General features: G+C 33.6%; 13 protein-coding genes. 1 reads left to right on the forward strand and 12 read right to left on the reverse strand.

The window, feature by feature from the left end:
• Positions 1-96: 96 nt before the first annotated feature.
• Both M0051_RS10525 and M0051_RS10530 read right to left on the reverse strand, forming a co-directional pair.
• The gene (locus M0051_RS10525; RefSeq protein WP_306741495.1) at positions 97-2,949 is read right to left on the reverse strand and encodes a M56 family metallopeptidase; all 2,853 of its coding nucleotides are present in this window, start codon (positions 2,947-2,949) and stop codon (positions 97-99) included.
• Positions 2,942-3,340, reverse strand: a complete 399-nt coding sequence (locus tag M0051_RS10530; RefSeq protein ID WP_054718117.1) for a BlaI/MecI/CopY family transcriptional regulator — start codon at positions 3,338-3,340, stop codon at positions 2,942-2,944. Before M0051_RS10530 ends, M0051_RS10525 begins: the two co-directional genes overlap by 8 nt.
• Positions 3,341-3,666: 326 nt before the next feature.
• On the opposite strand from M0051_RS10530, the gene M0051_RS10535 reads away from it, so the two are divergent.
• Positions 3,667-4,140, forward strand: coding sequence for an aminoacyl-tRNA deacylase (locus M0051_RS10535; RefSeq protein WP_268191616.1), 474 nt, complete (start codon positions 3,667-3,669; stop codon positions 4,138-4,140).
• A gap of 40 nt (positions 4,141-4,180) precedes the next feature.
• On the opposite strand, the gene M0051_RS10540 is transcribed toward M0051_RS10535, so the two are convergent.
• The 10 genes from M0051_RS10540 to M0051_RS10585 form a co-directional block, all read right to left on the reverse strand.
• Positions 4,181-5,167 carry an N-acetylmuramoyl-L-alanine amidase gene (locus M0051_RS10540; RefSeq protein ID WP_306741496.1) on the reverse strand — a complete coding sequence of 329 codons (987 nt, stop codon included), beginning with the start codon at positions 5,165-5,167 and terminating at the stop codon, positions 4,181-4,183.
• 68 nt (positions 5,168-5,235) lie between these two features.
• Complete coding sequence (locus tag M0051_RS10545) at positions 5,236-6,102, reverse strand: DUF4249 domain-containing protein (RefSeq protein ID WP_306741497.1); 867 nt, start codon at positions 6,100-6,102, stop codon at positions 5,236-5,238.
• A gap of 10 nt (positions 6,103-6,112) precedes the next feature.
• On the reverse strand, positions 6,113-8,698 hold the full coding sequence (locus M0051_RS10550; protein ID WP_306741498.1) for a TonB-dependent receptor: 2,586 nt from the start codon (positions 8,696-8,698) through the stop codon (positions 6,113-6,115).
• Between the two features lie 137 nt (positions 8,699-8,835).
• The gene (locus M0051_RS10555) at positions 8,836-9,297 is read right to left on the reverse strand and encodes a hypothetical protein (protein ID WP_306741499.1); all 462 of its coding nucleotides are present in this window, start codon (positions 9,295-9,297) and stop codon (positions 8,836-8,838) included.
• A gap of 114 nt (positions 9,298-9,411) precedes the next feature.
• Positions 9,412-9,945: a DUF3575 domain-containing protein gene (locus tag M0051_RS10560; RefSeq protein ID WP_306741500.1), complete on the reverse strand. Its 534-nt coding sequence runs from the start codon at positions 9,943-9,945 to the stop codon at positions 9,412-9,414.
• 130 nt (positions 9,946-10,075) lie between these two features.
• On the reverse strand, positions 10,076-11,053 hold the full coding sequence (locus M0051_RS10565) for a FecR family protein (RefSeq protein WP_306741501.1): 978 nt from the start codon (positions 11,051-11,053) through the stop codon (positions 10,076-10,078).
• A gap of 64 nt (positions 11,054-11,117) precedes the next feature.
• Positions 11,118-11,690, reverse strand: a complete 573-nt coding sequence (locus M0051_RS10570; protein WP_306741502.1) for an RNA polymerase sigma-70 factor — start codon at positions 11,688-11,690, stop codon at positions 11,118-11,120.
• Between the two features lie 438 nt (positions 11,691-12,128).
• Positions 12,129-12,485 (reverse strand): hypothetical protein, encoded by a 357-nt coding sequence (locus tag M0051_RS10575; RefSeq protein ID WP_306741503.1) that lies wholly within the window; start codon positions 12,483-12,485, stop codon positions 12,129-12,131.
• 648 nt (positions 12,486-13,133) lie between these two features.
• Positions 13,134-14,066: a GIY-YIG nuclease family protein gene (locus M0051_RS10580; RefSeq protein ID WP_306741504.1), complete on the reverse strand. Its 933-nt coding sequence runs from the start codon at positions 14,064-14,066 to the stop codon at positions 13,134-13,136.
• Positions 14,067-14,313: 247 nt separating this feature from the next.
• Positions 14,314-15,480, reverse strand: a complete 1,167-nt coding sequence (locus tag M0051_RS10585) for a DUF819 domain-containing protein (RefSeq protein WP_306741505.1) — start codon at positions 15,478-15,480, stop codon at positions 14,314-14,316.
• Between the last annotated feature and the right edge of the window lie 116 nt (positions 15,481-15,596).

Consider the following 15,596-nt stretch of genomic DNA (forward strand, 5'->3'; position numbering starts at 1 on the left):
CAAGTTACGAATTTGTTGTTCTGCTTGCAAATCAGACTATACTATAAAAAAAGGATCACTTTTTCGTGATCCTTTCTATATATTGATATTGAATTTTTATTTTTTTAATGTAATCTCGATAACTCCTTGTTTTCCTTTTTCTCCATACTTGTCAATGGCTGATTTATCCTTTAAGACATTAATGCTTTCGATTTCCTTAGATTTAATGAAATCCGTTTCTTTTCCTGAAATTATCTTACCATCCACAACGTAGATAGGTCTATTATTATCCAGTTTCCCTTTAATTTTAATAGCAGTGTTGTCAACATCTTGCTTATTTTTTAGTGAAACAAGTACAACTCCATTTTTACCATTTTCACCAAACTGCTCAATTGCCGATTTATTCTTTAAAACCGTTACACTTTCAATATCATTTTGTGACAATTTATTTAAGGCTTTTATTGTTGTTTTCTTTCCGTCAACAATGAATAAAGGAGCATCTTTTCCGGCAAAGTTTTCTAAGCGAAACCGATTGGACGTTTCTTCTGATTCACCTTTGCTTGTAGCAACTACAACACCACTTTCAGCAGCTTTCCCATATAAGGCAGTGGCCGACTCATCTTTAAATAAAGTTACGCTTTCAAAGCTGCTTGAATTAAGCTTTTTAAATTGTTCATAATCTACTGGTTTTCCATCCAAAATAAAAAGAGGGTTCTTTTCACCTGAAACTCCTTTTACTTGAACCAAATGTGCAGATTTTCTTTTGTTTTCAGTGGTACTAATAATAATGGCTCCGTTTGATGCTTCTTCACCATATAATTCGATTGCAGTTTGGTCCTTTAGTACCTTGATTGAATTAATGGTATTGGGATCTATAGAGTTAAAAGTGTTTTTGTCAATTACTTTTCCATCAAGAACAATTAGTAAATTATCAGTTTCAGGGAAATTCTTAATTCGAATGGAATGATTCTTCTTATTATTTTCTTGTTTGATTTGTTCTTCAAGTTCTTTTCTATACTCAGGAGTGTTTAGTTTTTCCAAATGCTTTTGAATACTTTCCTTGCTTCTCTCAAGTTTCTCTTGAAGTTCCTTCTGGTATTCTGGAGAATTGAACTTTTGAATTTGTTTTTTTAAGGATTCTCTTTGTTTTTGAACTTGTTTTTCAAATTCTCCTGATTCCATTTTTTTTAGATGCTCTTGAAGAGATTTTTGAGATCTTTCGATATTATTCTTCAATTGCTCTTTAAATTCTTTTGAATTAACTCTTTCAATCGTCTCCTGAATTCTTTTCTTTATTTCAGCTTTTTCTTTTTCACTGAGCTTTTTGTCAGATTCAATTTCTTTCAACTCTTTACTCAGTTCTTCTTTCTGAAGTTCTTTTTCCAATTCAAGTTGCTTGATTAAATTTTTGCTTGTCAATTCTTCAAGCTCTTGTCTTAGTTCGGCTTGTTGTTCTTGCATTTCTTTCTTAATCTGCTCAACATCCAAATCTTTCAGAGCATTTTCCATTTCCAAGCGCATTTCATCAAAGTTCATTTCTACTTTGACATCCTCTAATTCCTTAGCTGCTTTTTCTAATTCAATTTTTTGCTCCCTAATTATTTCATTTACCTTATTCTGCAACCATTTTTTAGATTTTAAAGAATCTTGAGGAAAGTCAAAATCAACATCAAAATCCATTGGTACTTCCACATCATGACCCAATTCAGCAACAGGTTCTACCTCCACTTCAGGAGCAATTTCTATTACATCTTCCAGCTCTACTTCAGGAACAATTTCAACGACATCATTAATTTCTGGTTCTACTTCAACTGTTTCTTTTACTTTTTTGTTTTTTTTAGATTTCTTTTTCTGCTTATCAGGTGCAAGCAGCATGGCATCAGATCCATTTTGTTGATTTTGATCTAAAACATTAATCTTCGAAAAGAACTGTTTGCCAGTTAATGCATTGCCAGAAATGGCAAAATTCGAAATCAAAATCAATCCACTTAGCAGAAAAACAAATAAACCACTAAAAACGATTTTGTTTGTTTTTTTGACTGATGCTTTTGGTCTTATAATTCGTTGTACTCGATTAAAAAGGTTATCCTTTTTACCTGATAAACCCAATACCAATTCGAATCTCTTTTTTCTAATTGCTTCCATATTATTTAATGCTTTAATGAGGGTTAAGGATTCACCACAAACCTTTACCGCCAGATCATCACAAATGTGTTCTCTTTCGGTATTAACCACAGAAGATAGCCACCAAACCACAGGATGATAGAAAAATAACAATTCTATTATTCCTTGAATAAATTGAAATAAATAATCGTGACGCTTGATGTGCGCCAATTCGTGTGCTATAATAATTTCCAATTGATTTTCCGGTATTCCACTAAGCATGCTTACCGGCAATAAAATTACTGGTTTAAAATATCCTACTAGTGATGGAGTTTGAACATAGCCAGACTCCAATATTGTAATTTTTTGTTTTAAGTTGATCTTTTGAATGAGTTTATCAGCAATGGTTTGCGTTTGTTTCGATACCGGGTAAGTAAGGTGTTTACGCAATTTTATGGTTTGCAGATAATTGAATGTCATGTGACAAGAAAGAATACAAACGCCAATAATCCAAATGTTTACCATGATTGGGAAATATTGGTCGATGTGTAAATTTTCAAAGCTAAATTGATTTAGAGTTTCAGGACTACTATTGAGAAGATACAACAGTAGTTCAGGACTTAAATTCAGATCGGAACCATTGCTATGATTTGATAATGGCAGGTAATGGAAAAATGTAATGGTAAAACTCACAAATATAAATGCCATAGCCAAGTTCGCCACTCCATACCTAAGTTTGGCATTATCTTTTGATATAAACCGAAAAAGAATCCAAACGATAAGTCCAAAAATCACAATTTGCCATACAGAATGTAAAAGGGCCCAGCCCAAAGCATCAACCAACTTGTATATACTAAAACTATTCATGGGATTCAGACTTTTGTGATGACTCGATATCATCAATTAAATTGCGAATTTTATTCAGTTCCTCAGTACTGCATGTTTTATTGCCCAGTGCTTGCAATACCATTCCCGATGTTGATCCGTTGAACAGGGTAGATATGAATTTATCTATGAGAAGATTTTTGGTTTCTTTTTCTTCCACAATAGCCTCATAAATATGGGTTCGAGAGTTTTTTTCTCTTCGAAGCATATTTTTTTCCGTCATGATTTGCATCACCTTCAAAGTAGTTGTGTATCCAACATCTCTGCCGGTTTTTAATTTTTCGTTTACAAAACGTACTGTCGACGGACCATAAGTCCATAATACTTGCAAAATTTCTAATTCTGCTTCGGTTGGCTTAATCTTCTTTGGCATTTTGTGGTGAATTCCGTTATACGATTAATTTCGTAGATAAAATTATACGAAAGAATTCGTAATACAAAATATTAGTACGATAATTTTCGTAGAAAGCTCTGTTTTTTTATTTTTTTAACATTTGAGTGTTTGTCTAGATTCTTTATTTAAAACTCTTTACCCTTTACTTCCATCTTTTTTTTTCGTATTTTAATAGTTCCCTCTAAGACTTATTAAATTGGGATGGAAGTGAGAAAAGAAAGGAATATAACTCAATCGGATTGACCGATTAAAGGCGATGAAGCCTTATGCAAATTGCAAATTTTAAACCATAGAACAAGAACGCTATGCCTATTCGAAAGTTAAAGCAATATTTAGATGAAAGACAGATAAAATATGTTACGATTCGGCATTCTTCAGCTTATACAGCTCAACAGATTGCGGCATCGGCCCATATTCCCGGGAAAATGCTCGCAAAAACGGTAATGATTAAAATAGATGGTAGAATGGCAATGGCTGTATTACCAGCTTCCTATTTGATTGATTTTGACTTGTTAAAGCAAATGTTAGGCTGTAAAAAAGTTGAATTAGCTCACGAACAGGAGTTTAAAGATATTTTCCCTCAGTGCGAAGTAGGAGCAATGCCTCCTTTTGGAAATCTTTACAACTTAGAAGTTTATGTGTCAGAAAGTTTAGTAGAAGATGATGATATCGTATTCAATGCTGGAACTCATACCGAATTAATCATGTTATCGTATGAAGATTTCCACAATAGTGTTGAACCAGTAGTTTTGAAATTTACACATAAGTGTTACGCTTAGAAATTATATAAATGATTAAAAATAAAACACTTTTCTTTTCTTACTTTTTCATTTGTCCCTTATAATCATCAATAATTCCTTCACATAGCCATTTTGCCAAAGCTTGCCTGTTATCAGTTTTGGTAAATCTAATTTGGTCTCTGTAGTTGTTAATATTTCCAAGTTCAACGAATACTGATGGAGGTGTAGTGGTTTTCAGCATGTATAATCTTCTTGTACCAACGGTTCCTGTATATCTTCTGTTAGGCTGATATTTTGCGTATTTTGCTTTCATCTTTTTTTGAAGCGTTAATGCAAGCTTTTTGCCTTTCTTACTATTGGCGTGATGATAAAAGTATACATCGGTCCTGTTTCTTTTACTTCTTGAATCAAGGTGCAATACAATCAAGCGTTGATAGCTTCCTGGTTTCTCTTTCCTGGCTAAAATGTTAACAGCAGCTGCTCTTTGTCTTAAGCGCGGTGTCTGCTTTCTTGGAATTACCTGTGATGGATAGCATATTTCATCTTTATCAGGTTTTAGAAAAGAGGCATCTCTAATTCCATCATTTTTATCTCTAATGATGAAATGCACTTTGGCACCATGAGATATGAGTTCCTTTCCCAACCTTAAAACAATATCATAAGCATACTCATCTTCACAAATTTTATTACCTGATACTTTACCAACTGCACCAGGATCAGGACCTCCATGACCAGCTACCAAATGAATGACTGCACCTTCCAATGAATTGTTGACTTGTTTTACGCTCGCATGTTCTTTTCCAAGTAATGGAATAGAATGGATGTAGTATCGCAGTGGAACCTTGTATTTTTTGCCAGCAATTAAATGACCACTTTTTGTGAAACGGCCTTTATTTAAAGTTTTGAACTTTGCACTATGCTTGGCTGGAGTAAGTTGATTCCTGTACAAAAAGGCGTTGAATCCTTCACCTTTTTTTACAGTTACCCATTTAAAATTGTCTTGTGCAAATATGGGATTGGTTATGCTTAAAATTAATATTATTAAGAGAGAAAGGTATTTTGACATTGAAATGAGTTTAATCTTGGTTCAATAAAAATAAATCAATTTTTAATATAACCATTAATGTCATTTAATTATTGTTTGGATACAATTTTATAATCCAGAGCGTAGCTTGAAAAAATTCCAAAAGCTCCTTCCACATTCGAATAGAGGTTTGTTTTATTAGAAAAAGGGATGTCGCCTTTGTTTTCAAGTGATACAAAAGATCTTTCGTAATTAAAATAATCTTGGCTTATGTGATACAACTCAATTTTATATTCTTGATAACCCACAAAAAAATCATCATTCAAAATATAAAATGAAATCTCAGTTTGTGAACTTTTAAAGTTTTCATCGGAAAAACTTCGGCTACCGCGCAACATATTTTGTTCGAATCCATTATCATTTACATTCAAATTCCCTTCGAACACAATATCATTGCTATAATATTGAATCACATCCGAGATGTTATTTGATATGCCTTTTACAAGTAACATATAGTAATTGCTTTGTGAAGGATCATCAGTAAATTTTAATTTAAAAGTGGTTTTGCCTTCTGATGCATCATCCAAAAGCTTAATGTCATTGATTAATACTTTTTCTGGAGCTATGGTATTTGTTGTTACTTTATTGAAATCTGGATGTGTCATCGTAATTTCATATTCCGTTTCGCTTTCCAGGTATTGATTTGGGAGTTCATAAGTGCCATTTTCTCGATAAGCCAATTTACCTAATTCTTTATTATTTTTATAAGCGGTAACTGTTGCATCAGAGATGTATTTGATTTCAACAGGAGATCCAACACTCTTCGATAAATTAAGCTTAATTAAACTATCTACTCCCATTAGTGAGTTGATTGATACGATTGGATCGGACTTAGTTTGTGGAAGCTCTTCTTCCTCTTCACATGAAACAAGTAGTGAAAATAAAATTAAACAGGTTAATAATTTAAAATAATTCATGTTTAAAGGATTAAAATTTATAGGAATAGCTAACACTTGGTATAAATGAGAACAGGTTGATTTTTTTCAATTTTGGATCATTAGATATATTGTTATCAAAAGATACATACATATAGCTGGTGTTTTTTCTATTGTAAAAATTATAGATGCTAATATCCCAAGATCTTGTTCCATGTTTCTTTTTCTTCATAAAGCTAATTGACAAATCTAAACGATGATAGTCAGGAAGTCTGTAAGAATTTCTTTCTGTGTAAACAGTTTTAGTCTCAAACGAAGAAGGATCATAAGGAGAAATAGCTGCAATTTTGGATGTTGATAAAGTAGCAGGAAGTCCTGTTCCATAGGTCCAGAAAGCTGAAAACTTGGTTTTATTGCTGATGAACTGATTGACCTGAATGGAAAAATTGTGTCGGCGATCATAAGGAGAAGCATAGGACTTACCATTGTTAATGCCTTTAAATCTTACTTTTGATTGAGATAGTGTATAGGCAATGTTTCCATTTGTTTTTCCTAGACTTTTGCTTAGCTCAACTTCCAATCCTTTGCTCCATCCTTTGCCACTTTCAACCATATTTTCCCAGTCAGAGCTAACATCTTGAAAGTATGATGTTCCTTTCAAATCCAGTAAATTTCTGCTTAGCTTGTGATAAAATTCGATATTCAGTTTTACTGATTTGTTAAATGAATAATGTGTTCCAGCCGTATATTGGAAAGAATCAATCGGTTTAATTTTTTTGGTTACCGGAAACCATAAATCAGTTGGTAAGCTTAAGGTACTGGTTCTTACCAAATGAAGATACTGTGTCATTTGAGAAAAACTTCCAGTAAATGACCATTTTGGAGTAAGGAAATATTGTGCGTTTAATCTAGGTTCAATTGTTGAATAGTAGGTGTTATCCACAATGAAACTACTCCAGCGAGTTCCCATATTAACCAATAATTTCTTGCCAAATCTAATTTGTGCCTCACCATATAGGTTAACTTCTTTTGATTTGATCAATTCATCAGTTGAAATTTCGGAATTATTATCACGGGTGTTTTTAATAAACTCACTACCCGGTTTGGTGTGATGCAGGGAAGCTTCCAGTCCAAATTTCAAATAGTGTTTATAATCTGGGATAAAATCAAACTCTGTTTTAAATGAGAAATCACGAATACCAGATTTAAATTCATGATTATAGTTTTCCATGTAATCTGAATCATTGGCTTTTTCACTTCTCTTTTCTTTCAGCAAAAAGGTATACCTACTTAATATCAGAGTGGTGTTACCAAATAAGTGATTGTTGTATACATGATTCCAGCGCAGTGAGTTGGTGAAATTCCCCCAACCGAGTTTATATCTAACTTTTTCTCGGATGTTTGTAGAGATATCTTCAGAGCTTTTTACACTGGCCAAATCACCTCCCCAATAAGTGCTGAAGTATAATTTATCGCGCTGAGAAAATCGGTGCACAATTTTCCAGTTCAGATCACCAAAATAGTAGCCAGCATTTACATTGCTATCAGAAAGGTCCAGAATTCCGTTAACCAATAAATCAAGATAGGTTCTTCGGATTGACAAGTTGAATGTGGTTTTATCTTTTTTGATTGGCCCATTCAAATTGAATTTTGCAGTAAGCAATCCCAAGCTATAGCTTCCTTCTAACTTCTTTGTATTTCCATCTTTCATACGGATGTCTAAAACCGAGGATACTCTGCCACCATAATGGGCAGGAAAACCACCTTTTACCAGCTTTACCTGATTAATGGCATCCTGATTAAAAACAGAGTATAAGCCCATTAAATGTGAAGAATAATACACAGGAACATCATCTAATAAAATAAGATTTTGATCTGGTGAACCGTTCCTGATATTTAGGCCGCCTAAACCTTCGTTGCTGTTTTGTACACCAGGCAAATGTCGTAAATTTTGGAACAAATCATTTTCACCAAAAACACCTGTTTGCTGCATGGTTTTGGCCTGAAAGCTATTGGTACTAACAAATAAATGATTAATGTTATTGGCTCTCTCGTTTGCTGTTACCTTAACTTCCTGCAAAATGGTTTTGGGTTCCAAGGATATGTTAATGATAGTATCTTTTTCCAATTCAACATCTAACAGAACCTCTTTGTAGCCAACAAAAGAAAATTGCAAAAGATGTGTTTTGTTTTTTAAGCTTAAACTGTAAAAGCCAAAATTATTGCTAACTGTTCCTGTAAAGTTACTTAGGTTTGCAACTGTCGCATTGATTAACGCTTCACCAGATTTAGCATCGCTAATGTATCCACTGATTCTGTATTTTCTATCGTAGGGTGGAATCGAGACAATGAAAATTTTACTGCCTTTTGCCTGAATTTTAAAATTCTTCAGGTTGATGGACTGGTTTAGAATATCTCTAATGGATGAAACTGAATCGGATAATTGAACCCTTTTATTGGTGTTTAATTCACTGGTAAAACTAAACTGGGCCTTGGTTTGCTCTGTAATTTCTTCCAGCAGTTCGGATAATTGATAACTACTTTTAGGAAGCTTAATCTCTTGCTGCAGATTGATATTCTGACAATAGGCCGATAGAAAACAGAGTAATAAAGAAAAAGTAAAAATAAATTTTACCATGAATTATAGGATGTGATTGGTTAAGGCCGTAAAAATAATTATTGTCATTATAAACAACAAAAGGAAGCCCATAAGGCTTCCAATTTAATGCATTTTATTTGAATATATTATAATTTCAATAGGCGAGAGGGGGGATATTAATTATTATTCAACCTCTTAAAGATATATCTGGTAATGAAAATTCCTTTACCATCACCTTTACCACTATCACTTTCGACACCACTGGCAACAAAGGCCAATTCCCATCCATCGTTGGTAAGTTTGTTAATTTTCGACGATAACAATGCATCGTTAGAAGCAATATTTTGGAAGTTAATACCTGCAATACTATAGAAATTCAACAATTTGGTTTCTGAGAAAAGGTTCACTTTAGCATCCGATCTTTTTACCGCTTTTTGTTTGCTTTTTTTACCATTGGTTCTGTCTGTGGTGAAATTTGCAGCTTCAATAGGATCCTTCTCCTCAATGATTCTTGATCTACCAATTCCCATAGGAACGATTGACTCTACCGATGTAATCACTTTATATTCTACTTTTTGAGCATTTGATGTTGAGAAAAATCCGAATGCAATTGCTGCGATAATTAATAATCTTTTCATGTATGTTTTTTTTCTTATTATTATTAATAGGTTAATTAATTTTTTGACACAAGTTGAGCCCTTCACTCGAATTATCGAGTAAATAATTCTTTGTATAATACGTTTGGTGAATTTTTAAAATGCGATCCCTAAAGTGATTCCTGCACGCAAGGTAAAGCCATCCCAGCTACCGGTATCAAAATCATCTTCAACACCTGATTCTACATCCAAATCAATATTGGTGTAACCCGGACCAAAGAACCATTCGAAGCTAACTCTCTCTTTGAAAATGTATTGCTGACCAATTATTAAACCAGCTCCCAATCCATTCATTTTTGCTTCATCATTGGCATCATTTTCTAAATTAAAATGTAAATATCGTGCGTAAGGTGCTACAAAAAAACCTTCCGGAGCAGGTGAATCAGAAAGATAGAACCTGTATTCAGGTGTAACTCCCCAGCCTCTAATTTGTGTATCATCCCAGGTTTTTCCAGTGTACAGTAATCCCAACTGTAAACTGCTATTATCGTTTAATTGATGTTCTACAAAAAATGATCCTGTTCGTACCAATGGACTAAGCATATTTGCTTTAACTACAGTTTTTTGTGCTTTTGCAAATGAAACGCTTAGCAATAGGATAAATGATATAAGTGCAATTTTATTTTTCATCTGTTTAAATTTTATTTTTTGGCTAGATGGAACTCTCAATGAATTTAATCATTCTCATGTGTGTTCCCGATAGCTATCGGGATTAGAATGCTAAAATTCATGTTCGTTTCATTGTCAATTTCTAATAGATTTAATTATTCCTTTCCGAAATAATGAGATGCTTGCCCCTTTTCACCGTTTTTACATTCAGATGCAACTCCAGTTCCGATATCACATCTTTAATATCATCATTGTCGAATATGCTGTTAAAAGTCAGCGTATCTATTCTTTCGCATCTGTTCGTAATTTTCACCCCATAATAGTCTTCAATGTATTTAAAAACTACAGGTATTGGTGTTTTATTAAATCTTAGAATTCCAGTTTTCCAGGCATCAAAATTTGGTTCATCATTTTCAGATTCGGTAAGATTGGAATTGTGTAAAATTCCCTTTTCACCTTTGGTTAGATAAACCACTTTTTTAGTTTTCTGATCGGTTAAACTTACTTTTCCAGACTGAACGGTTACTATGGTTCTTCCATACTCATCGTTGCGAACATTAAAGGCGGTACCAAGTACTTCAATTATCGCATTTCCAGAAGTGATTATAAATGGTTTGGTTGGATCTGATTTTACCTGAAAGTAAGCTTCACCTTCCAATTTTACATTTCGTTTTTTACTACCAAATTGGTTAGGATATACCAATCGGCTTTTCTCATTCAAATAAATTTGCGTTCCATCAGCTAAAAGCACCTGATCTTTGTTTATTTCAGTTTTTTGCTGAGCTAATTTTCCAAATCCAGGAGTGGTTTGGTAAAGCAACACAAAACTCAAGCCCATTAAAAGCACAAGAGAGGCTGCATAACGCATGAAAACCCTAAGTTTTCTTGATTTAACCGATGCACCGCTTCTTGATTTTACCAGTTTCCAGTCAGCAGCTACATCAATTTTATCGAATACCTCAATTTCAGAACTCTTTTCCCAAATCTTACGCATTTTTTCAAAAACGGCTTTGTTTTCCGGATTTGATGCCATCCACTTTTCGAATGTTTCTACATCTTCTTCCGAAGCCTTTTGATTTAAAATGCTTAATAATATTTGCTCGTCGATATGTTGTTTGTTCTTGTTCATTTTCGCTTTTCTAATAGTAAGACAAGTAAGAATATCCTCACACGTATTTAAATTTGAAAAAAAATCACATTTTTTCCATAAGCCATAAAATCAGCAGGCTAGCTAGCATTGGCCCTATTTTGTTTCGTAAGATTTTTAATGCTTTACTGATTTGTGTTTCTACAGTTCGTTTCGATATGCCTAACTGATCGGCAATTTCCTGGTTGGTGAAACCATCAAAACGATTCATTTTAAAAATACGCTGACATTGTTCAGGCAATTCATCAATGGCTTGATACAATTCATACTCTAATTCGGTTTGCTCCAAAATTTTGTCAACACCCATTCCAATATCCGAGTTCAAGTACTTGATATTCTCATGATGCTTGGCATGCGTGTTTTTTTGTTTGATTGCATTTAAACATGCATTTCTAACAGAGGTATACAAATGTGCTTTTGCCGAGGTGTGAATCTTAATCGTGTCTTTGTGGTCAATTAACTGAACAAATACATTTTGGACAATTTCCCGTGCATCATCCAAATCGGAAAGAAATTTATTGGCATAGGCCGTTAAAACCGCATAGTGTTCCTTAAACAGTTCTTCAATTCTTTTTTCCGTAAGTAATTCTATAGAATAGTTGGTAGAGCTTTGTGTCATCGATATCGTGCTTGTTATTCCCTTTATTTTCAATTCATATATCAAGTAGGTATATATTGGTGATGAATTTAATATTTTTATTGCAATATTACCTACCCTCATTTATTAGACAATTAAGTTCGATACTACACGTACTCGTGATAAAAACATTCATGATTAAAGGGAAAATACCAACAAAAATGAAAGTTACGGTGCGATGCACCTAAGTAGACACTTAGATGATTGAACTACAAATCTTACGCAGCTCTGCTGCTTTTCTCAAGAATTTGAATTGAGTATTACCTAGGTGCGGAGCACCTTGATATTTGTAGATAGCTTGATAATTTAACAAATATTAAGGTACAGAGTACCGTTATCTATTTCATTAAGATTTTGTAGACTTTCAGAAAAAAAAGATCATTGCAAACGCAATGATCTTTTTTTCATAAGTGTGGTGGTTTAAGCAGGTTCTTCAATTTTCGCTTTAGTCGTTTCGTCAACTGTGAAACCCCATCCACCTAATTTCTTTAAATCTTCCGGGTAATGAGCCTTTAGAAGGTTACGGATTTGAATAATATCCTTTCTTACCGCCTTTGCTTCTTTGTTTTTCTGCTCATTCATTTCTTCTTTCAAACGATTCGCTTCATCAGCTTTTTGCTCATATTCCTGCATTTTAGCCAATCGTGTTTGTAAAGAAACAAAGTTTGGAAAATCTTTCAGAAGACTTAGTTCACCATCAGTGGTGTTTTTAGCGATGATCTTGCTAGCCAAATCAGCAAGTTCATGCACTTTCGATGAAACTTTTACTCTTGACATACAAATTGTTTTAAAATAATTATTTGACAATTGTTAAATTAATAAATCTTAGCTATGGAAAGATCAGGTATGGTGTTGAATTTCAAAATTTATAATCGTTTTAAATAGTATGTTAAGTGGATTTAAGTTTATTAATGGTTCTGTATGTTGTTAATTAGCTTGTGTATAGTGGTGATGATTTCTGTTGTGTTGCCTGAAAATGCAGGCGTGTATAGTTTTATAGTAAGTTATATAAAGGGGGTGCTTTATCATTAAATGATGAACTTTCAATACGAAGTGTGTGTGATGTTACCTAGGGTGTATATGACATAAACATAGAAAAAGACGAGCTGAACGCGGAAAAATATGAAGCTGACGCAGGAAAAACTCATCTGAACGTAGGAAAAAATGAGCTTGACCCTAATTTTTGAGAGGCTTTTGTGGAAATGGATGTCATTTTCCTACAAAAATATGATGCGAACCTATCCAAAATAGACCAAAAAATGAGTTGATATGATTTCGACGTGCGTCAGGCTCATCTTTTCCTACGTTTGGCTCAGCTAAACGTGCGTTCAGATCAAGTAAACCTAGGTCAGCGTCACATCTACCTAGGAATGGAACTCATTCATCCGCGTGGGGGAGAGTGTGATGTATGAAAATATCTTATTACTATGGACAATGTTCATACCCCTGCAATAATACCCCACTATATTTGGTTATTATTTCAGTTACTTCAGATATAGTTAACTCAAACCATTCTCTTTTTAACTTTCTATCTTCAAATTCTAAATGAATTTTTCTCTCTAAATCGAAATAGTTATCAGTTTCAATGTATCCGATAGTTTCTAAATCGTAAGGTAATGAAGTTTGTAATTGTGTAATACGAGTTTGAATGTTCTTGGCTCTACCTATTTTGATTGGAGAATTTTGAGTCTCATATTTAAGAAAGTAAACAAATCCGGAATTATTTCTTATGGCAAACTTCTTTAGTTTATTCTTCTTAATATAAACGTCATATTCTAATTTAGCGAGCTTTAAACACAATAATGGATTTACATTGCCTTTCTTTTTGTAATCCCTGAATGTATTAATATCCCATGAATTTAAAAATGTTTCGTTTTGGATGTGTTCTTTTATTTGATCATAGGACTCAAAGCCACTTAATTTTGGATCTTGTAAAATATCATTGGTAATATCTCCGATTAAATCATCTCGTCCAGTTTGTTGTCTTAACCATGACATAAAGGTTTGGTTGTCTTTACTTTGCTTAATATCTTTAAAATCGATTATTTCAAGTAGCTTTATTGTTGCTGTAAAAGTATCATTGTTAGGTTTGAGTACATTATTTAAATATTTGCATTTAGATAATAAATCCTTAGCAATTTGAGGAGTAACAATTTGTGTAGCATTTCCATTAAATATAGTTGACTTTGTTATTGTATTAAAATTGCCTTCAAAACCTTTCTTTAAGTCAATTCTTACAGCATCGTTAGATTTATCGACAAGGAAAATTTTATAATAGTCATTGTTAGAACCTACTAGATAAACTTCTGTTATCTTATTAATTGGTAAACTTTTAATTATTGAGTTTATTTCAAACATATTTTTTACACTTAGACTTAAAGAGAAGATAATTTTCTTCAATAAAATTAGCCAAATATAAATATCATGAGTAATAAGATGGCTAATGTTTAGATAATTTATGTATATCTTTTTTATTACCTATATCTTAATATTTTGGGTGATTGATTTATTGAAAATGGTAGAAGAAGAGAAGGATTTTTTTGTGACAATAAAAAAGGCTTTGCAATTCTGCAAAGCCTTTCTTTATATGAGGTTTTTATTAAGGTTAGCTCAAATAAATCGCAATGCTCACCCCAATGAAGGTACCAATTACATAGCCCAATATTCCGACTAAGATACCAGGAGTTACCAGCTTTTTTTGTCCCATTGAAGCAGCCATGGGTGCGGCAACCGATGGTCCCATGATATTGGCAGCCGATGAAATAACCACTTCGTAAACATCGAGCTTGAACAGTTTGGCCAATGCCAGTAGAAACAAAAAGTGAAAAACCATGATGGTTAGGTAGAAAGCCAATACTGCTGGTCCGATACTAAAAATTTGTTGAATATTGGTAGCGGCACCTATCACTGCTAAAAACACATACATCATCCATAAACCAACCGAGAATGCGGTGTTTTCGAGAGGTTGTAAGAATTTAGGAAACAGGTTGGCTGCCAACACGGCAAAAACCGTAATGATTAGGATGCTTAAATTGATATCTGTATTCAAAAGACTTTGCAAATAGGGCGATACAAAGCTACCTGCACCTGCTATGAAAGCTGCAATAAATACCGAAACGGCAATTCGCTCCATGGTGATAGGATATTCAGCTTTTTTTGCTGAGCTTTCTTCTACACGATTTTCGGCCTTAGGCTTTACAAAAAAGCGAGCCAAAAACAGGAGAGATGGAGTTAAAAACAGGAATAGGGTGTACAGATTGGAAACAAAGTTATCAACTGCAATGGTAGCTGTAAATAATGGGTTTGTACTAAAATTAAGTGCTTCGGCAGCGGCTATAAAATTTACACTTCCACCCACCAGCGTTGCTGCAATAACTCCTGCAGTTTTACCAGAATCCGGACCTAAATCGATAATGTTGAAGGCCAAAAAACAACCCAAAACAATCCCTATGGCTCCTAAAATGTACGCCACAAGCAATTTGCCGCTTTCCTTTACAATTTTTATAATGTTAGAACTAAACAACAGCATAGGAATGGAAATGGGAATGAAGTACGAAAATACCAATTCGTAAACATCTACCTTAATGTTTGGGTTTGATGCTACAGGAACAACTCCAGCCATTGCCAGTAGGGACATGGAAATCATGGTAACCAAGATACCTGATAGTTTTCCAAACCATTTTTTGTGTTCTGAATAGATTCCAAAGGCGGCAGCACCTGCCACAACGAAAAACAACACCATGTTGCTTTCGGGAGAGATGAGTGATTGCATGTGTAAGATATTGAAATTAGTGTATTAGACCACTTTGCTTGTGGTTAAGCAAAATGAATTACCGAATTTAATAAATATTCAAAAGAAAAGCTCAAACTATATTGGTTTGAGCTCGA

Source organism: Marinifilum sp. D714 (genome assembly GCF_030851345.1).
Taxonomy (GTDB): Bacteria; Bacteroidota; Bacteroidia; order Bacteroidales; family Marinifilaceae; genus Marinifilum.